Raw genomic sequence first — 19,501 nt, 5'->3', positions numbered from 1 at the left:
GGAGGAGGTAAGCCATGGGAGCAATTAACAGCATCATGGCGACTGAAGTCAAGATTGGGACAGAGGGGTCTACCAAATCTCTGAAACAGCTTGAAAATGCAATTAAGGCAACAACTTATGCCTGGAAAAGCCAGGCAGCCAGTGCGAAAAATGCTGGCCAATTGCTGAAGTCGGCAGAGACTAGATATGACGGCATAACGAAAAGCATCAGCCAGACGCAGGAAAAGATTAAAATCTTAGAAGCCCGGCAAAAAGAGTGCGATAGAACGACGGAGAGCGGTGCTAACGCCTATGCCAAGTACGAAAGTAAACTGATTAAAGCCCGGCAAAGCCTGGAAACACTGACCAACCAACAGCAGAAGGCTGCGCGGTCGCTTGAATATCAGAAATCCGGGCTTGGCAAGCTGCAACAGGCATACTCTAGCTCCAAAGCATTGTCGGAGTCATATGTTGCTCGCCTAGAAGCTGAGGGGAAAAAATATGAGGCGACGAAAGAGCGTGCTAAGCAATATGCTGGAGCTGTTAAGAACCTTGACTCTCAGTTGCAGATACAGCGAAATGAGCTAGATAAAATAGCTGATACGTCAGGTAAAGCTAGCCAAGCATATCGGTCTCAACAAATCAGAATCAATAAGACTGCAACAGCGGTTGCTGAGTATAAGACCAAATTAAAGCAAGCCCAGGATGAACAAGAAAAGATTAGGCCAACGGGTTTTAATCGACTTGTCGCATGGGGAAATAAGGCGAAAAATGCGACAGACAAACTAAAAAGTGGTTTGTCAAAAGTTTGGGACGAAGTTAAATCATCTGCTGCAGTTGCGGCTACTGGCGTTGGTGCGCTAACAACAGTAGCAATCAGCGGTGCTAAAAAGGCGCAGGACTTGCAGCAGAGCTACAAAGAAATTAACAATCTCTTAGTCAGCGGCGGTGAGAAGCAAGCGCAAGTGACTAAGGCCGTCAAAGAAATGCAACGGCAAGGTCAAGAGATGTCCATTAAGTATGGCAAATCTCAGCAACAAATTGCCGAAGGCTATGAGGAACTAGTAAAGCGAGGGTATACCTCTGAACAAGCATTAGGTGCTATGCGGACTGAACTTGAGGGCTCGGTAGCATCGGGCGACAAGTTCAGCGATGTCGTGACGGTGTCTAGTCAAGTTCTTGAAGGATTTGGCTTAAAAGTCAAATCGTCTGGTAATAGCGCAAAAGATACTGCGACGATGCTTAAAAATACTAAAACTGTAGTCAACGAGCTGGCATATGCCGCTGACATGACGTCAACAGGTTTTAGCGACTTGGGTGTCGGGATGTCTTACGTATCTAGTATTGCTAACCAATCTAAACTCAGTCTTGCTGAAACCGCTAGTGCTATGGGTGTCCTTAGTAACAACGGTCTGGAAGCAGACAAAGCCGGTACTGGCTTACGAAAGGTTATCCAATCGCTTGGGGATGCCATTGGCAAGATTGGTAGTAAAAACAGTGTCCTCACTCAGCTTGGGATCAAGAAATCAGAGTTAGTTGATGCCAACGGCAATATGAAAGACCTGGCAACATGCTTCAGTGTTATCAATAAGCACACAAAAGGCATGAGCACGGTTGAAAAAGGGACGCTTTTTAAGTCCCTCTTTGGCACAACTGGGTCACAAGCAGGTCAAATCTTGGCCGAAAACGTTGGATACCTTAAAGAGCTTACTGGTGAAGTAGATAAAGCGGGGAAAAAAGGTTCATACGTTAGTCAATTAGCGACTAAGAACTCTGCAACGGCCAAGCAAGCGCAAGCAAGCTTCAAGCAATCTGCCGAAGCATTCAAAATGACGCTAGGCACAGCAATGCTTCCAGCGATTAGAACAGCTTCAAAAGAGCTGTCCAAGTTCTTGCTGTCAAAAGATGGGGAGAAGTTTCAAAAGAATCTATCTAAATGGATCAGTAAGGTCGCAAATGATTTAGTCAAGCTGATCGAATGGGCGTCCAAGAATACGGATACCATCAAGTCGTTCGGCAAAGCAGTAGCCGGAATTTTTGTAGTGACCAAAGCGCTTAAATTTGTTTCTGCTTTGCATGAACTAAAAAAATCGCTTGGCGAAATCAAGGCACCAAAATGGCTCGGAAAAATGACTAAGCCATTATCAACCACCCTTAAGTCTGTTGGCAAAGACATCAAGTGGCTTGGCAAGGAAACCGCAACTGGATTCAAAGACGTTGCTAAAAGAGGCGGTAAAGCTTTTCTAAGAGGCTTGAAAGGAATTGGAAGCGGAGCCAAAAAGCTTGGTAAAAAAGCAGGTTCAAGCCTTGTTAAAGGCTTAAAAACAGTAAATGGAAAAATCAAGTCATGGGCCAGCTCAGTTGGTGGCTATCTTAAGGACAACTTGAGTAAAGGTGTTTCCGGGGCTCTTAAAGGTGAGTCTTTTGGCGGTGCATTCCAGTCTCTTAAGTCCGCCAAGGCAACTGGCGGTTTGTCTACTGCCGGCAAGCTGATGACGGGCGCAGCGGCTGCTGGTGTAGCAGCCGATTCAATCAGTACTCTTTACTCAGCCTTCAAAAATGACAAGAAAGGATCCACCAAGAAGTTTAAAGACGTCGGTTCTGGTATTGGCTCAGCTATCGGTGGCGGTATCGGTCTTTACTTTGGTGGCCCGTTAGGCGCTGCACTTGGCTCTCAAATTGGTAAAGTCATGGGTGGCGTTGCCGGCAAGGGAGCCAAGTCATTCCAGAAAGGCTGGAACAAGAACAAACCGCCTAAAAAGTTCTGGAGCATGGAAAACTTCGGCTACTCCACGCATAACTTTTTCAAGGGCATCAAATCCGGCTTAACCAGCTTCGGGAAATGGTGGGACAAGAAGTGGAAGTTCATCAAGAAGGGCTTCAGCAATACTTGGATTGCCATTCGTGAAGCGCCAGGCAAGGCCTGGAAGAAGATCAATAAGAGCTGGGACTCATTCTGGTCATCTTTCAACAAATCTTTTAAGAATTCCTGGAACAAGATCAAGAAGTTCTTTAGTGGTTTATGGGATGACATCATCAAGATGCCGGCCAAGGCCTGGAAGAAAATCAGTAGTGGCTTTGAGAGCTTTAGCAAGGACTTCAAGAAGACTTGGAGAAGCTTGGGCAAGGGAATCCAAGATATCTGGGACACTGCCTGGGGTAAGATCAAAAAGCTCGCACATGACGGTGTAGCCGGGATTGTTAAGGTAATCAATACAGGCATCGGCGGAATTGATACTGTTATTGCGGCTTTTGGCGGGTCCAAGACAGCGATCAAGAAGATCCAGTTTGCGACCGGTACTGGGGCTTTTAGTGGCCCTAGAAGAGCCATTACCAAGCCTACGCTTGCAATGCTTAATGACGGCAACGACAGCCCAGAGACCGGCAACAAAGAAATGATCTGGCGGCCGTCAACCGGCGAGGCAGGAATTGTCCAAGGCCGAAACACTACGGCCATGCTGATGCCGGGCGACGAAGTCTTCAACGCCTCTGAAACCAAGTCACTGATGGTTATGGCCGGTATTGAGCACTTTGCAAAGGGTACAGGCGTTCTGAGCGGGATTGCTAGCTGGGCTGAAGGAGTTGGCAGTTGGATCGGCCAAAAGGCCTCAGCCTTGATGAAGTGGTTTAAAAAAGCTACTGCAATCATTGCCAATCCGGCCAAGGCCCTGTCTGATGTCTTTAAGACCAGTACCAAGGGCCTTAAGGGCGTTATGGTCGAATTGGGCCAGGGGATGATGAAGTCCGCAAAGAATGCGGCTACTAGCTGGTGGTCAACGTTATGGAGCATGGCCAGCGACAAGCTGGGCGGATCCGGATCAGCCAGCGGTCTTTTAAGCGCAGTTGAAAAGTACGGGTCCGGCAAGCCTTATGTCTGGGGTGCAACCGGCCCAGAGAGCTTTGACTGTTCTGGCTTGGTCATGTACGCGCTGAAAAAGGCGTTTGGTATCAGCTACCCGCACTATTCTGGGTCTCAATATGCTGCATCGACTCACATCTCCAAGTCACAAGCCAAGCCTGGCGACCTGGTCTTCTGGGGATCTGGTGGTAGTGAACACGTCGGCGTCTATGCTGGCAGCAACAGCTACTACTCAGCTCAAAGCCCAAGCCAAGGCATTGGCATGAACACCTTGTCTTCAGTCGTAGGCAAGGGATCTCCACTGTTTGCTCGGGTTCCAGGACTTAAAGACACCAGTAGTAGCTCAAAGAAGTCAGCCAAGGGTTCTTCAAAGCTTCAAAGCATGATCAAAGAGCAGGTCGGCTCAGGTTTCTGGAAGTTTTTGGCCAAGCTGGGAAGTCTGTTTGGGAGTGAAGGCGAGGCCTCTGGCGGTAGCTTTAGCCCAAGCATGATCAGAGACGCTGCCAAGCAGATGCACGTCACTGTCTCCGACAGCTTTGTACGGAAACTCCAAGCTGTGATCCAGAACGAGTCTGGTGGTAGAACCATCGTCCAACAGATTCACGATGTCAACAGCGGTGGTAACGAAGCTAGAGGTATTCTGCAGTATACGCCAAGCACTTTTGCGGCCTATGCCGTTTCCGGTCACAAGAACATCATGTCTCCTTATGACCAGTTACTAGCATTCTTCAACAACTCCGACTGGAAAAACTCAATCGGCTGGACAACAATTTGGGGCACGCGCAAGCTTGACTGGCTGCATTCTGGGCCGCAAGGACATAGAAGATATGCCAACGGCGGCCTGGTGACGACTGAACAGTTGGCTCACGTAGCCGAGGGTAACAAGCCAGAGATGATTATCCCTCTGGACATTGCCAAGCGCTCAAGAGCTAACCAGCTTTTGACACAAGTACAAGCTAGATTTGCGGCTGAATCGCCACAAACGGCAGAGAACAGCCAGTCAACTGACTCTAAAGAGCTGTTTGCTCGGATGGACAAGATGCTAGCCCTGCTGGGGATGCTGCTTAAAGGTCAAGGTGACATGGAGGTTACCTTGGATGGTCAAAAGCTGGGCAAGGTGTTAAAGAAGCAGCAGACAATTGAAGACATGCGCACTGCTCTGCTTTATGGCTAGTAGAAAGTAGGAGTTACATGACAAAATACAACGGTTTTACGCTCAATGGCTATCACTCATTGAGAGACATGGGTATTGTCATGGGCACTGTAATTAAACCAATTGCGCCAAGTATCTCTCCCGTGATGGAAGACATTCCTGGCGCAATTGGGCAATATTTTGAGGGGTACAACATCGGCACTAAGCAGATCCAGATACCCTATTTTTTTATCTCTCATGAAGACCAGGACCGGGTCAACAAAGAGATTGAGAAGCTGGCCGGGATATTGATCCCAATGACCAATCAAGAAGTTCCCCTGGTGTTTGACGATGAGCCAAACAAGACCTGGATGGTACATTTCGTTGAAATTGCTAATCCTAACTTGACTGAACAGGGGAGTTGGGACTTTGACGGAGCCATTACATTGGAAATGTCGAAGCCCTGGGCTTATTTGCCGCGCGAACATTTGTACACGGCAAATTTACCGTCAGACAAGCGAGTGCAACTGAATGTTTCTGGCAATATGGAAACACCAGTCGATATTCAAATTATTCCCAAACACTCTGCCAAGCACGTTGGGGTCTTGCTCAATGGTGATGCTGGTGTCTTTGCCATTGGTGAAGACCGGGCAGAACTTCAAGACACTATTGTTGCCCAATGGCAAGAAGCTCTGTCTGACACTGGGGATGCAACTAGTGGGTCTTTTACCAACTGGCTGCAGAACCCAACGACCGTTTCCAACTTGAAATGGGGGCAAAAGCTTGCGCCTGTCATGGGCGGAGCTAATGCAATCAGCTCAACTGGCAAATCAATTGGCGTTGGGACCAAGTCAAAGACTGGCTATAATCCAGCGAAAGACAAAGTTGGTAAAACCAACAAGTACACTGTTTTGAACTATGGCACGGATAGTCAGGAAGCCAAGGGGACAACCGGTACTGCTTGGTATGGCCCAATAATGGTGACCAAGGGCTTCGATGGTGGCGCTCTGGATGACTTCAAAGTAATCTTCCGGCTGAGGCACAAAAAGTACAAAGGGCCGCATAATGGCCGGGCAATGGGCGACGTTGAGGTCCTCTTTTTGGACCCAGACGGGAATGCTTTTTTTCGGGCCGGCATCAAGGACCAAGCCAGCGGCAGTGTACCGGTTTTATACACGCAAATCGGCAAGCCAGGGACTGATTGGATCAGTGGGAACTACCAAAACATTTACGTGGCCAAGAGTTTCAACATCAAAGATGGTAAGAACTACAAGGCCAAGGTTTTAAATGGTAAAAAGAATATCACGACGATCAAGGTCGTGAAGAAAAAGAAGGTAAAAAAGACCAAGTCGGTCAATCTGTACAGCTCAATGACCAACGACAATGACACGTCAGAATTGTCTGACTGTTGGATTGAGTGGGAAGTACATAAGGTTGGTACGACCTGGTCTTTTTGGATTTACCAATTAGATTCTGCTGGCAATCGTGTTAGTGACCAAGCAAAGGGCAAGGTTCACTTCAAGCAGGCAAAATACGTGGATAAAACGGGCAGCGCGTCAGCGTCACTAGGATCTATCGCGGTAGGGATGTTCAAACACTCGATTAAAGAAGATACAGTTAGCCCTCCAGAAATTTACCGCAATGTTCACCCTTCGCTGACCATGCTTAAAGCCTATCGGCGTAATCCGGCTTACGACATTAAGAGCAAGCCATTGGCTTATGCCGTGGCCAGCGGAGAGGTTCTGGACTTTGATGGCGAGAAATGGAAGACGACCGTAAACGGCACTGTGGTTGAAGAAGCGTGGGTAACGAATTATCCAAAATTGCAGCCAGGTCAAAATACGCTGACATTCATCAGTGACGCTGATCTGAGTGATGCAATTGTTGATATACAGTACAATCCCCGGGTTAAGTAAGGAGGCAGCATGGCTAGTAAACAGTATTTAATTCTGGACAACAGCTTAAAGCGAATTGGTACGCTGTCCATCGATGGGGCAACAATCTTTACGAGTGACACAATCACTCACCAGTACGCATCAAGCGACCAGACAAACAGCGCCTATGGTGACAACCCTGATGCGGAGGACACCACTCAAAGCCGGAGCCAGAACCGGAAGTCAAAAGAATTTAATCACTACGGTACGATTACGGTGCCACAGGGCCAGCCGGATAGTTCAAAAGTGATTGAAGGCAACTACATCGCCAAGCACGATGAAGTGCTGGGGCGGTGGTATATCTTCCGAATCTGGCACACAAGTGAGACCTTGCTGGCGTCAGGCCAAGCGGCCACATCAGCGGAAATCATTGACCTTGGCCTCTGGGAGCTTGCCCACAACATCGTTCCTGCCAAAACGTTTAATAACGTCACGGCTAAGGTAGCTTTTGAGTGGCTGGCTCAGAAGCTGACATGGGAACTGGACACATCCAAACTGGATACCACGTTGACCATGTCAGAGCTGCAGTTTGACGGGACCAGCCGGGCTAGCTCGATGCTACAGACACTGCTTCAAGATTACGACCTTGAGTGTGACTTCTATTGCAAGGCAACGAGCAATGGGACAATCACTCAGAAGGTTTTTGAAGTGGGGACTAAGCTCAATTCCGAGATTTACAGTGGCACGGTCTTCGTGGGCGAAAACGTGACGGGATGCACCAGAGAAATCACTGGCAATGTGGTGACCAAGCTTTATGTATTTGGGCCAAATGGAGAAACCATGGCCAACGCTAACGGCGGCAAAACATACATTGTCGACGAAGCGGCAAATCGCCAGTATAACCCAAATTGGAGGTCCACTTATCTGGAAGGTGCGTATACGACCAGCACAACTACTGATGCACGAGGACTTAAGGCAATAGCTAAGACGATTCTTGCCGACACCAATCACCCGCAATACGCGTATACGGTCACGGTCCCACATGACATGCACCCGATTTTAGGCTCAACGATTCGCACAATTAATACAGACTTTGTTCCAGAAATGGCCACCAAGGAAAGAGTAATGGCAACGACAGAGAGCATTGCGGATCCTAGTCAAAACAGTGTTAGTTTTGGGGAGTTTCAGACCGTTACTAGAATTACGCCATCTTGGCTGTCTAGTTTTACAAGCGAAATTGCCAGTGCTGTTCAGAAAGCAATGCAGGACAGCTCATCTATTGAACCGGTTGTTTTGACTCCAGACGGGCTTGATTTTGACTCAACTGGGTCAAGCAAACGGGCAATCATCCAAGCTTATGAAGGTGGCACCAACATCTCTGCTTATCTTGATTCCAAGGGCTTTATTTTTAGGCAATTGCAGTCAAACGGGCAATATGGAGCAACCAGCACCGGGTACTTGCAATCGGTCACTGGGCTAAAGCTTGGAGAGTATCGGGCAACAATCGATAACGACTACTTTTCGACTACACCAGAAGTTTCAGCTAATCAGACTGCTGCCAAGTCTTTGGGCAGGTTAACGCCTAGCGCCAGGGGCAGGGATGCTACTGAGCAGTATGTGGTAAAGCTGAGCGATGGAACATTATTGTCAAGCACTGCCTGGCCAGATACTAGTCATAGTTTGGATGGCCACGGGGATGACACGCTCTATCAGCATTGGAAAAGTGACGGTAAAACACTGATTGATGACATGCAAGTTGCTAGTGGCGGTCACGGATCCAGTTTTGGTGTTAAAGAAGAGAACGGGGCAATCTGGATATACGGTGTCACTAAGAATTTCGATAGTACTAACGAACGGTTTAGGATCTGCAAATTCAAGTATCAAGGCGGTAAGGACATCACATCGGCCGTTAAGTCAGACACACCTACTTTTACAGTTGGGCTGGCATTCTCTGACAGCATCAGAGTCAACTATGATGCTAAGAATGATTTGATTGGGATAACCAGAGCTGATGGCCATTATGAAGTACTGAAAGCCAGTCAAGCTTTAGCTGGTGATCACGACATTCTTTATCGCATTGACATGACACAATATGGTTTCGACCTAAATAATCAAACCTTCCAGTCGTCTTGCCTAGATTTCCCATTTGTTTATTGGCAATCAGGGGACTACGACATGCATGACTACCGAATGTTGTACTGCGTTAATGTTATTCACGGCGGAAAGGAGTTTGAGCTGAATTACGATTTCTCTGCTGCTCTGCCACTGAAGTATGATCGCGTTGAGCCAGAGACCATCTGGATGCAATCTAACGGAAAGCTTTTGGCCAGCTTTAACTGCAATACTCCGCAAGACGGGGAGAGCACGAAACACACGCACGCCATTTTTGAGATTCCGGTCAATACCAGATCGGCAATGACTTTGTCAAAGGGAGCAATCCCAGAGTAAGAAAGGAGCAGAAATGTCTGAGAGTAAATCGGCATCAGTCGTCTTTACCAACGGATCCCTGTTGGCCAAAAATGCACAAGCAGCGGCCGATACCGCCAAATCTGCGGCAGAAGAAGCGCAAAGATTGGCAAGTGGTGCCCAGCAAACGGCTGATGGGAAAAATAGTGTCTATAGAGGGTCGGATCCGAGCACAGTGCCAACGGCAGGCCTTAAAGAAGGTGACATCTATTTTACGGAAGATGCCGTTTATACCTGGACGGGGTCTGCCTGGGAAAAGACGGTCAGTGACACGACCGGGGCGGAGATTCATGCCAAGGTCGAAGAGGCCATGCAGGAAAGTCAAAAATCAGTTTCCGATTTAAAAGCTGACATTGAATCCAAAGTCCAAGATTTGGACGCAGAGATCAAGAAGAACGAGGTCCAAGCCGGCAATGCGCTGAACTTCTACAAAGAGCAGTACTACTTATCTACTAGTTATACCGAACTGGCAGGTGGAAGCTGGTCGGATGAGGTGCCCGAGAAAACCAAAGGCAAGTACGTCTGGAGCAGATATGTAACGGCCAATATCGGTGACTCTACCAACTATCAGTACTCCGATCCTGTCTGCATCAGTGGGCTAGATGGTGCCACCGGCCCGGCTGGCCCTCAAGGTCCACAAGGGCCAAAAGGCGATACTGGTGATACTGGCCCAAGAGGCCTGCAAGGCCTGCAGGGGCCTAAAGGTGACCAAGGTATCCAAGGCCCGACTGGTGCAACCGGCGCAACTGGTGCGACGGGCCCGCAAGGCCCTAAAGGAACTCCAAGTTATACGCACATCGCTTATGCCAATAGTGCTGATGGCAAGACAGGTTTTGACGTAAGTAATGGGACTGGCAAGGCCTACATTGGGATTTATGTTGACTCAACTGCCACAGACAGTACTGACCCAACTAAGTACACTTGGTCACTCATCAAAGGCGAGCGTGGTGATCAAGGGATTCCTGGCACCAAGGGTGCTGATGGGCGGACACCTTACTTCCACATTGCATATGCAAACTCTAGCGATGGTACGGTCGGTTTTGACGTAAGCAATAGTGTCGGCAAGATGTATATTGGCCAGTACACCGACTACGCGCAAAACGACAGCACAAGCCCGTCAAGCTATAGCTGGACTAAGATCAAGGGTGAGACAGGTCAAACAGGCGCGACGGGTCCCCAGGGATCAACTGGCCCCCAAGGTGCGACTGGAGCTACTGGTGCAGCAGGTCCGCAAGGGCCTCAAGGCGCTAAGGGTGCAACTGGTGCGACTGGCCCGCAAGGGCCCAAAGGCGACACGGGTCCCCAGGGATCAACTGGCCCCCAAGGTGCGACTGGAGCTAAAGGCGACAAGGGCGATAAAGGTGATACCGGATCTACCGGCTTTTTCATCGGCACAACAGCACCGTCTAATCCAGCCAAGGGCACGGTCTGGGCAACGACCGACTCGTCCGGCAATATGACCAGCGCCAAGACCTGGAACGGGTCTGCCTGGGTCAGCACGGCTTTTACACAGAACTTGGTAGCCGGGAACATCACGGCCAGCAAGATCGTCGGCGGTGAACTTGACGTAGACAAGATTGTAGTCAAGAACGCACAGAACATTCCGATCACCAGTACTGTTAGTCTGGGCAAAAAGTTGAGTGATATTGAGCAAGATGCAGATGGGATTAAAGCTACAGTTCAGGACGGGTTCGAGAACCTTATCCCAAATAGTGGAAATCCATCGACAACTGATCACTGGTCATCTGTTGCTTTAGGGAAACATTCATTTTGGAAAAACGGAACTGAAAACCTTTTTGTCATCAGAAATAGTTCAACTAATGAAGTATGTGCATGGAGCGATTTCTTTCCAATAGAGCCTAACACAACCTACACTCTCAGTTTTTGGGGCTTTAACTCCACTACAGTTACTAACGTTGATGTTTTTTATCTGCCGCGTAAACATGGATCAACAAATATGTATGACGAAGTCCACTTGCTGGGGGACAGAATAAAAATGTCAGCGTCCAAAGCAGATCATGTTATTATAACGTTTAATTCTGGGCAGTGTAACGAAGGCAGAATCAGAATCGACAACAATGGGTCGACTAGTGGCACCTCAGAGGTTTGGTTCACGGACGTTCAACTAGAAAAAGGAACAATAGCAACAGAATGGAAGCCATCATCCGGTGACATCGCTGAGCTAAAGCTCACTTCATCTAGCCTCAATGCCTACATTAAAAACTCAACGGGATCAAAAACGCTGGCTGCCCTACTTTCGATGGATCCTAATAATTCGTCGATTGCGCAGCTAGTCAATGGCCATCCGGTTGCAGCAATAAATTTGAGTAAAGAAGGTACTGTACAGATTGATGGTAGTCACATCAGCCTTAGTGGAGCGACTACTATCCCAAATGCAACCATCAAGTCTGCGATGATCGATACTATTGATGCGTCCAAGATAACCGCTGGGACGCTTGACGCGGCTAAGGTAACTATTAAGAATTTGACCGCCGATAAGATTTCATCCGGGACGCTCAACGGTATCTCCATAACTGGGGCAACCATAACTGGTTCACAATTCGTGTCGGAGCTCCAAGGTGGCAAAACAGTCGGCAATGTTTCCTGGGAAGACTACAAGGTTGTGGTTGATCACGACGGCATGGTCATTACTGGGCAATACAACGCTGGGGCATCGCCAACAGCACCAGTCTGGACTAAATCAAAGGCCTACCTCTATGGTGATCGCTTTTACCAAGAAATCGAAAACAACGATTGGACGCGGACAATTGATATTTCGATCACGGGCGATAACCCGTCCATCGAACTGACACAATCATGGACCAGCGGCGGGTCTGCTTACACTTATGTTGGATCCGACATGATCTGGAGCCAGCAGGTCAAGGCGAATGAAGGTTGGTTTGGCGACTGGAAACTGAGCGGTTCTAAATTCAAAGCTGCAAGCAGTGATAAGAGTCTTTACGTCACTAATCAAGCTGGGACCAACTTCGATAGCAGTGGCAAAGCCGGTTTCCAGGTCTGGTCAGGACTAGGGCTTGGCCAGAGCACTCTCTACACGCCTTCGTCTAACCTTTACATCCAGATCGGCAATGTTTCCGCTTCTGGTTTGTCTGCATCATACTCCAGTTCTGGTAAGGTTGATGTGCACTGTAATAAGGTGATTTCCCAGGCCGCCAACGTGGTATCATCGCGTTTGTCTGTCAAAACTGATATCACTAAGGTGACCTATGACCGGGCTCTGGCCGCAGTCGAAGGAACGGACATGTATGACTATCGTTATGTCACGGACGACAGCGGTCAGCACTACGTGTCTGGGATTATCGATGACGTCAATGCTGATCCTCAGTACCACATGGACGGCATGCTTATAAATAAAGAGCGGACAGCCAGAATTGATGCAAACTTGATCGGCTATCACCATGTCGTCATCCAAAAGCTACTTGAGCGGGTAGCTGCTTTGGAGGCAAAAAACAAATGACCAAAACACTCATGATCGTTAGATCCCCACCTTATTAGTGGTAGGACTGACGATTTTTTAATGTAAAGGAGCACACAAATGGAAATTAACGTAACCTCAATCAATCAAGCTTTTGGCCAAGACGAACAAACTAACCAGATCATCGTAGCCCTTAATGGCAACTCAACCGATGGCTCTGGTGACTACCTCAGCTCAAGCGTCAACGTGACCGCTAAGGAGTTGCCAGAAGGCACCAGCTTCGACGATGTGCTGGACAGCGAAATCGAAGCGCTGGCCCGCAAGAAGCTTGCCGCTTATGCTGCTGGCGCAATGCAAATTAGAGTGTCCAGCATCAACCGCAACTACGACCAGCAAACCACCGAAATCGCAAATGCAGTCGTGTCCCTGCTGGGGAGCGTAACCGACGGCAGTAACGACTACATCAACTATCACACGACGATCACCAAGGAAGATCTGCCGTCAGACAAGACTTTCGCAACCATGACTGCAGGTAGCTTGAAGTCACTGGCCAAGGCAAAGCTGGTAGCTGTCACTAAGGTAGCGTAGGAGGTAAACAATGCAAATTTCGTCAGAAAACTACATCAGCGTTTTAGTTGACCAGATCAAGAATTTGACTGTCGAAAATGCCCAGCTTAAGGCCCACATCCTGGACCTGGAAGCCAAGGCAAAGGAGGCCAGCGATGGGCAAACTGAAGAAAGCAGCAGTCAATCTGCTGACTGATCCGCTGCATGCAATTGTTGGGCTTGACCTTGTAGCAACTGGCCTGATTTTACTAACGCATCACCGTTACTTCTTCTGGCCCCCTTGGCCTGCATGGATCACGGCAATCGAGAATGATCCCATTGTGGGATTTATTGGTATTTGTACTGGTGCTGGAATGATCTGGTGGTCACTGGCTAACGACAAGTCAATTAGAGCAAACAGAATGCTCATCCCTACAGCCAGTGCCTACTATGCCTTGTTAAGCATGACCGAGCTGATGCATGGCTTGTTTGTGCCAGCCGGAACTCCACATATGTACATGAGCGGTCTGTCGGAGTTCATTATGCTCTTGATTACCCTGTACATGGCGAAGTCAAGTCCAACAAGGAGATCCAGTACTAACGACTAGAGAGGGTGGTACATATCGACTGGAAAGACATCTTGACCAAGTTTGTGCCACTTTTACCGACGTTGTTGATGTATTGGGCCTCTTATCGGCTGAGTCAAGCAAAAAATGAGAAAGAGCAAAAGCAGGATGAGTTTACTAGGCTTAATGACGAGAATACGCGGCTATCTGAGGACCTGGACCGCTACCGCAAAATGGTAGCAAGTAAGGAGCGAGAAATCAGCAAGCTGCAGAAGGAAATAATTGAGCTGCGCAAATTCACTGCTGGAGCACCCACGTCGGGTGCTCTTTTTGATGAAAAGGAGAAAAAAGAATGACAGCCAAAGATTGGTTCGATGTTATTTTTGCGGTAGGGACTATCGCACTGGCGGCAATTGCCAGTTTTTACACCCATAACCGGGCCAAAATTGATACTAAGACTGCTACTGGCAAGGCAATCGATACGGTCGGAAAGCTCGCTGTATGGGCCGTTAACGAAGCGGAGTATACGGGCATGACCGGGGCTCAAAAGCGCGAATATGCTGCTGAGGTGATTACTGAACAACTGCGCAAGAAGGGGGTCACAGATATCACCGAATCAACGGTTTATGGTGCAATCCAGGCAGCTTGGTCTGCTGCTAACTTCGACCATGAAGATACCGAGAATAAGGATAATTCAAGCCAAAATGTTGGGGATGCTGGGCAAGTTATGGACGATGCACCAGTAGCTGCAAAAGAAGGTGAAGTAAATGGCAACTAGAAGATACGGCGTAGATGTAGCCGCCTACCAGCCAACGAGCTTGGGCAGTTATCATACTGCCGGGGCAAGTTTTGTGGTGGTTAAGCTCACAGAAGGGACTAACTATTTTAATCCCAAGGCGCGGGCTCAAGTAGCCAGCTCAAGAGCTAACCATTGCTTTACTCACGCCTATCACTTTGCCAACTTTGGCAGCAGTGTGGCTCAAGCTAAGGCTGAAGCCAAGTATTTTTTGAACTACGCTGCCAAGGTCAACATCAGCAAAAAGCGGATGATTTTCTTAGATTGGGAAGGCAACACCTACAATTGCGTGACTGGATCCAAGTCGGCCAACACCAGGGCAATCTTGGCGTTTATGGACGTATGCCATAAGGCAGGATATAAGGTAGGTTTGTACTCTGGTGCATCCCTAATGCGGTCAGCCATCGACACCAGTCAAGTGGTCAAGCGCTACGGTACTTGCCTGTGGGTAGCTTCCTATCCTACAATGTCGGCTGTGTCTACCGCCAATTTTGGCTATTTTCCGTCAATGGACGGGATCGCCATCTGGCAGTTCACGAGTAACTGGAAGGGGATGGGTGTCGACGGCAATGTGATGCTGATCGACATGTACAGCACATCCAAGACAGCGACAAAAGAAGCCAAGAAGGAAGCGCCTAAGAAGGTAGCCAAGCCTAGCAAGCCACTGTTTGTTGTCTACGCTCCGGTGATCAATGGAAATCCTAGCTGGAAAATTGCCCTTCGTGACGGTAGCGGACATCTTACAGGTAAATATATTAAGACTAATTCCCGCTGGCAGGTTTGGGATAAGAAAACCATGAAAGGTGAGACCTGGTACAAGCTGGGCACCGATCAGCAGTGGGCACCGGCTAGCTACTTAAAGAAGGTGTAGTATGAATACTTTGACAATTGATTATGACACGGTAAAGGTTGGGGATACTGCTCACGACTTTGCGCTGACAGCAGTTGAGGATGGTCAGACTCAAAGTTTCGCCGACACGAGCGGAGTAGTAGTTAAAGTCGGGGATGCAAATCATAAGCAAGTTGCGACTTTGGCTACTAGTGTCAACGACGACGGTACTTTGTTTGCCAGCTCTGGTAATCTGACCGGCTTGTCGGCCGGGACGTACAACGTCGAGCTCTGGCAGACAACAGAAGATGGCATTACCATCTATCCAACTGTCGGCTATGCAACCATTACGTTAGTTCAGTCAATTCAATAACAATAACAGATCAAGCCTAGCTCCCATTGCGGAGCTAGGCTTGTTTTTGGTTTAAAATAAAAATAAAAAAGCAGTCAGTAGCTGAAACTACTTACTGCTTTTTTAGAGCTTGGTTCCCGTTTGGTTCCCGAAATCTCTTGAAAATGTTGATATATCAATGATTAAAAGCCACATTTTAAGGAGAGTACAGGATTTGAACCTGCGCGCCAATTCAACATTGGTTCGGCGGATTTCGAGTCCGCTGCATTACCACTCTGCCAACTCTCCAGAACATTTACTATTATACTGTAAAGTCGTCCAAAGTAAAAGACTTGAATTCAAAAAAGCGGAAAGTATTACAAGTTTCACCGTGATATAGCGTTTACATGTATAATGAAGGTAGTGAAAGTGAGGCAATCAAATGAAATACACAGATGGTACCTATACAAGCAAAGCCCAGGGCCATAGCTCGGATGTTAACGTTTCTGTAGTAATTGCGGGAAACAAGATTACAGATGTCCAGATCGATGTGGGCGGTGAAACAAGCTCGCGCAATGCAGCGGTCGTTTCTCAATTGAGACAAGAAGTTTTGGATAATCAAACAGCTGACATTGATGCCGTTTCCGGCGCTTCTGAAACTTCCAGCGCCGTTCGCCGGGCAGTTAATGACTGCATCAACCAGGCAAGCGGCAAGGCCGAAGGGGAAAAGACGCCTGTTAAGGATGGCGTTTACGAAGAAGTCGTTCCTTCTTACAACTTGCATAAGCCAATGACCGGTCAGGTTGAATTTGCAGATGGCAAGATTAAGAGCATTAAGATCACTGATGAAGGCGACTCACAGACTTCACCTTGGTTTGGCGTTGTGGAAAGCAAATTTATTCCAAGATTGTTGAAGAATCAATCACTCGATACTGATGTCGTAACTGGTGCCAGCGTATCTTCCGGCGCCATCAAGTCCATTGCGGAAAAAGCGATCAACGATGCTGGCGGCAATGCCGATGAATGGCATACTCCAGTTGCCAAAAAGCACGACGTCGTTGAAAAGAAAGGCTACGATGTTATTGTCGTAGGTCTTGGCGGTTCCGGCATTCTGAGCTATTGCTCTGCCGCGGACAATGGGGCGAAAGTTTTTGGCATCGAGGGTTCAGGCGAAATCGGCGGCAACTCAGTTTTGACCTCCGGTCCAATGGTTGTCAACTCCAAGAATCTTTCTGCTAAATACAACGACGGCAAAGACAATATTGACCGTGACGACCTGCTCAAGACTTGGATGGAATATGTTAAGACTGATGTCAAGAAGGATGTTATTGAAGAAGCAATTGATCAAGACGGTCCGGCATTAGACTATTACATGGACAAGTTTGACTTTAACTTCGATGGCGCAGGGTTAGGCGGCCCTGCAGGTTTTCTGCCTTCATTTGTCCGTCCGGACTGGAAGAAAGAATGGATCATTTACGGTTCTAACAGCGGCAAGTGGTACACGATTTCTGAAGCAGTTCATATTGACCAATACCAAAACGCCCTTGATAAGGCCAAAGCGATGAATCCAGCGAATGATTATCAATTAGAGCTTCGCGCGCAAAAGTTTTTGACTGACGAAAATGGCAAAGTTATTGGCGTCAGCGCTAAGTCATATGATGGAACGACTTACAATATCTATGGCAAGACCGTAATTTTAGCCAGTGGCGGTTTCATTGGCAACAAAGAAATGATGAAGGAAGTCTACGGCCACACTGCTCATGTCTTTGGCTCACTGACTGCAACTGGGACTGGCATTCAAATGGGGCGGAGCGTTGGCGGCAATACCTATGCTTTAGGCACTTTGCCAATGATTCACATCACCCAAGTGCCAAACATTATTCGCGATGACTCCTTGACTCCAGAGCAAAAGGCTACCTTGTCCGCGCTTGCCATAACTTCTGATGCCAAGCAGCTGGATGAAACTGGCAAACTTTTAGGCAGCAAGGACGAAAGCGGCACGAAGGACGCGGAAATCACTGTCGGCGTTGCCTACGCGCCAGGTTTCCACTACTTCGATGCGTATACTCAAGAAGACTTGGACAAGATCCAAAAAGAAGGCTTGTCTGAGACCACTTCTAAAGTGATGATCATTTTGCTTGACCAAGGCAAGGTTCCGGAAGCTGGCGTTCCAATTAAGGGCATGCCAAAGATTATCGATGAAGGGATCAAGCATGGGGATGTTTGGAAGGGCACGCCAAAAGAATTAGCTGAGCAACTCGGCATGGATGAAGCTGTCTTGACCAAGTCATTAGGTGATCCAGACAAGACTTACTATATCTTTGAAGCTTGCGGATATGCTTACGCAACTTGTGGCGGCCTTGACGTTGACAAGAACATGAACGTCTTGCGCAAAGACGGTACTCCTATTGAAAATGTCTTTGCCGTTGGCCAGGACTCCGAAGGCGTTGAAAACCGCGATGGCGAAGCATATACGCCGTGGGGCGGTCAGGCTCAGGCCTGGACCTTTACTTCCGGCAAGATTGCAGGTGAACATGCCGCCAAGGTAAGCAGAGAATAAGAATTGTTAGGAAAAATAGTAATCATTGACTTTACGTTCAGTTGATAAAAAGTCAATCAAATAGTACAAAAGTGCATCCTTGACTAAAACAGTCATAGGGATGCACTTTTTCTGTTCACTAATGATATTGGTAATCTTTTTTGCATCGGCGTCAGCCTAACATCGATTTAAGTTTGCAACAGAGGGGAAGTCGTTACTGCAGACACGTCTGTCACGTCAAGTGGTGCTTTGATCAAAATGCTGATGTTTATGCAATGTTGGGATGCACTGCTATTCAATATCATTCGTTATTTATTAGCATTAAATAACAAGCGGTATGTATGCTATACTTACTTTAGTTCCTCATGCAAATGAGGGTGACCCTGAGGACACTGTGCCTTTAGGGCTAATAATGTATTCTTCCCCACGTATGTGGGGGAACCCTGGCTGATTTTTAGCAGTCAGGGCTTTTTTATTGTTGCAGAAGAAAAAATGTGGTGATACAATTCTAGCTAGGGTTAGCAATATTTTCGCAATGAGGAAACTGTAAAAAATAACCCTAGGAATGTGCTTTGTAGAAGGGAATAGGTGATTTATAGTTAGGAAAGCGTTTGCTAAGTAAGGATAAAGTGTTACAATTTAAATTGTAAGTGACATTTTATTACAAAATGAGGAAACTGTAAAATGGAATTGAGTGATGATGCACTTTCTCTTTGGGGAAAGAAATCGAATCAAGACGGCGATGAGCGGTGGCTGCCACTCGTGGCCCACATGGTTGATACCATGAATGTCGGTCATTGGCTCTACAATACCTGGCTTAGTGACGGGCAGCGGAGTTTTTTGACTACCAGAATCTGTGATGCTGAAATGTCAAAACTGGTGATGTTTCTTTGCTACATTCATGATCTTGGCAAAGCGACTCCAGCCTTCCAAACAAAAGAGTCGTACAACCACGATTATCAACTGGATGAGGAACTGCTGAACCGTTTGGCTAGGCGATCATTTAAAGGCTTGGATGATCTGCGACTGCAGAATCGCGGCAAATCTCCACACGCGCGTGCCGGCGAAGCCATTTTGGAAAAAGCCGGTCTAAATGAAACCGTGGCGGCTATCATCGGCGGCCACCATGGCAAGCCGCAAAGTGGCGA

At 47.8% G+C, this 19,501-nt stretch carries 13 protein-coding genes and 1 tRNA gene; 13 read left to right on the top strand and 1 reads right to left on the bottom strand.

Annotation, left to right across the window (positions count from 1 at the left end; genetic code table 11):
- The first annotated feature begins 14 nt into the window (after positions 1–14).
- From lacNas_RS04325 to lacNas_RS04275, 11 genes are all read left to right on the top strand, one after another.
- A complete protein-coding gene (locus lacNas_RS04325; RefSeq protein WP_201331685.1) occupies positions 15–5,012 on the top strand; it encodes a phage tail tape measure protein in 4,998 nt (1,665 codons plus the stop codon).
- Between the two features lie 17 nt (positions 5,013–5,029).
- Positions 5,030–6,886: a distal tail protein Dit gene (locus tag lacNas_RS04320; RefSeq protein WP_201331684.1), complete on the top strand. Its 1,857-nt coding sequence runs from the start codon at positions 5,030–5,032 to the stop codon at positions 6,884–6,886.
- Between the two features lie 9 nt (positions 6,887–6,895).
- Positions 6,896–9,292, top strand: coding sequence for a phage tail spike protein (locus lacNas_RS04315; RefSeq protein ID WP_201331683.1), 2,397 nt, complete (start codon positions 6,896–6,898; stop codon positions 9,290–9,292).
- A gap of 13 nt (positions 9,293–9,305) precedes the next feature.
- On the top strand, positions 9,306–12,788 hold the full coding sequence (locus lacNas_RS14415; protein WP_201331682.1) for a gp58-like family protein: 3,483 nt from the start codon (positions 9,306–9,308) through the stop codon (positions 12,786–12,788).
- Positions 12,789–12,866: 78 nt separating this feature from the next.
- Positions 12,867–13,334, top strand: coding sequence for a hypothetical protein (locus tag lacNas_RS04305; protein ID WP_201331681.1), 468 nt, complete (start codon positions 12,867–12,869; stop codon positions 13,332–13,334).
- Positions 13,335–13,344: 10 nt separating this feature from the next.
- Positions 13,345–13,509 carry a hypothetical protein gene (locus tag lacNas_RS04300; protein ID WP_201331680.1) on the top strand — a complete coding sequence of 55 codons (165 nt, stop codon included), beginning with the start codon at positions 13,345–13,347 and terminating at the stop codon, positions 13,507–13,509.
- On the top strand, positions 13,469–13,900 hold the full coding sequence (locus tag lacNas_RS04295) for a hypothetical protein (RefSeq protein WP_201331679.1): 432 nt from the start codon (positions 13,469–13,471) through the stop codon (positions 13,898–13,900). Before lacNas_RS04300 ends, lacNas_RS04295 begins: the two co-directional genes overlap by 41 nt.
- Positions 13,901–13,932: 32 nt before the next feature.
- Entirely contained in the window at positions 13,933–14,214 is a 282-nt protein-coding gene (locus lacNas_RS04290) for a hypothetical protein (RefSeq protein ID WP_201331678.1), read from the top strand.
- Entirely contained in the window at positions 14,211–14,636 is a 426-nt protein-coding gene (locus tag lacNas_RS04285) for a phage holin (protein WP_201331677.1), read from the top strand. Before lacNas_RS04290 ends, lacNas_RS04285 begins: the two co-directional genes overlap by 4 nt.
- On the top strand, positions 14,626–15,525 hold the full coding sequence (locus lacNas_RS04280) for a GH25 family lysozyme (protein WP_201331676.1): 900 nt from the start codon (positions 14,626–14,628) through the stop codon (positions 15,523–15,525). Before lacNas_RS04285 ends, lacNas_RS04280 begins: the two co-directional genes overlap by 11 nt.
- Position 15,526: 1 nt before the next feature.
- A complete protein-coding gene (locus tag lacNas_RS04275) occupies positions 15,527–15,856 on the top strand; it encodes a hypothetical protein (RefSeq protein WP_201331675.1) in 330 nt (109 codons plus the stop codon).
- Positions 15,857–16,034: 178 nt separating this feature from the next.
- Here the strand turns inward: lacNas_RS04275 and lacNas_RS04270 are convergent.
- Positions 16,035–16,123 (bottom strand) — tRNA-Ser (locus tag lacNas_RS04270).
- A gap of 133 nt (positions 16,124–16,256) precedes the next feature.
- Here lacNas_RS04270 and lacNas_RS04265 point away from each other — a divergent pair.
- Together lacNas_RS04265 and lacNas_RS04260 are read left to right on the top strand one after the other, a co-directional pair.
- The gene (locus lacNas_RS04265; protein WP_201331674.1) at positions 16,257–18,374 is read left to right on the top strand and encodes an FAD-binding protein; all 2,118 of its coding nucleotides are present in this window, start codon (positions 16,257–16,259) and stop codon (positions 18,372–18,374) included.
- A 663-nt stretch (positions 18,375–19,037) separates the two neighbouring features.
- A partial coding sequence (locus lacNas_RS04260) for a CRISPR-associated endonuclease Cas3'' (protein ID WP_201346629.1) occupies positions 19,038–19,501 on the top strand: 464 nt, incomplete at its 3' end.

The organism is Lactobacillus nasalidis (assembly GCF_016587775.1).
GTDB classification, from domain to species: Bacteria; Bacillota; Bacilli; order Lactobacillales; family Lactobacillaceae; genus Lactobacillus; species Lactobacillus nasalidis.
Note: the sequence above shows the minus strand (reverse complement) of the source record. Positions and strands in the feature narration are given on the sequence as shown.

What these genes read in the sequence shown, in the direction of transcription:
- lacNas_RS04325 (WP_201331685.1), top strand. Translation starts at nt 15, where the DNA reads ATGGGAGCAATTAACAGCATCATGGCGACTGAAGTCAAGATTGGGACA.
- lacNas_RS04320 (WP_201331684.1), top strand. Translation starts at nt 5,030, where the DNA reads ATGACAAAATACAACGGTTTTACGCTCAATGGCTATCACTCATTGAGA.
- lacNas_RS04315 (WP_201331683.1), top strand. Translation starts at nt 6,896, where the DNA reads ATGGCTAGTAAACAGTATTTAATTCTGGACAACAGCTTAAAGCGAATT.
- lacNas_RS14415 (WP_201331682.1), top strand. Translation starts at nt 9,306, where the DNA reads ATGTCTGAGAGTAAATCGGCATCAGTCGTCTTTACCAACGGATCCCTG.
- lacNas_RS04305 (WP_201331681.1), top strand. Translation starts at nt 12,867, where the DNA reads ATGGAAATTAACGTAACCTCAATCAATCAAGCTTTTGGCCAAGACGAA.
- lacNas_RS04300 (WP_201331680.1), top strand. Translation starts at nt 13,345, where the DNA reads ATGCAAATTTCGTCAGAAAACTACATCAGCGTTTTAGTTGACCAGATC.
- lacNas_RS04295 (WP_201331679.1), top strand. Translation starts at nt 13,469, where the DNA reads ATGGGCAAACTGAAGAAAGCAGCAGTCAATCTGCTGACTGATCCGCTG.
- lacNas_RS04285 (WP_201331677.1), top strand. Translation starts at nt 14,211, where the DNA reads ATGACAGCCAAAGATTGGTTCGATGTTATTTTTGCGGTAGGGACTATC.
- lacNas_RS04280 (WP_201331676.1), top strand. Translation starts at nt 14,626, where the DNA reads ATGGCAACTAGAAGATACGGCGTAGATGTAGCCGCCTACCAGCCAACG.
- lacNas_RS04275 (WP_201331675.1), top strand. Translation starts at nt 15,527, where the DNA reads ATGAATACTTTGACAATTGATTATGACACGGTAAAGGTTGGGGATACT.
- lacNas_RS04265 (WP_201331674.1), top strand. Translation starts at nt 16,257, where the DNA reads ATGAAATACACAGATGGTACCTATACAAGCAAAGCCCAGGGCCATAGC.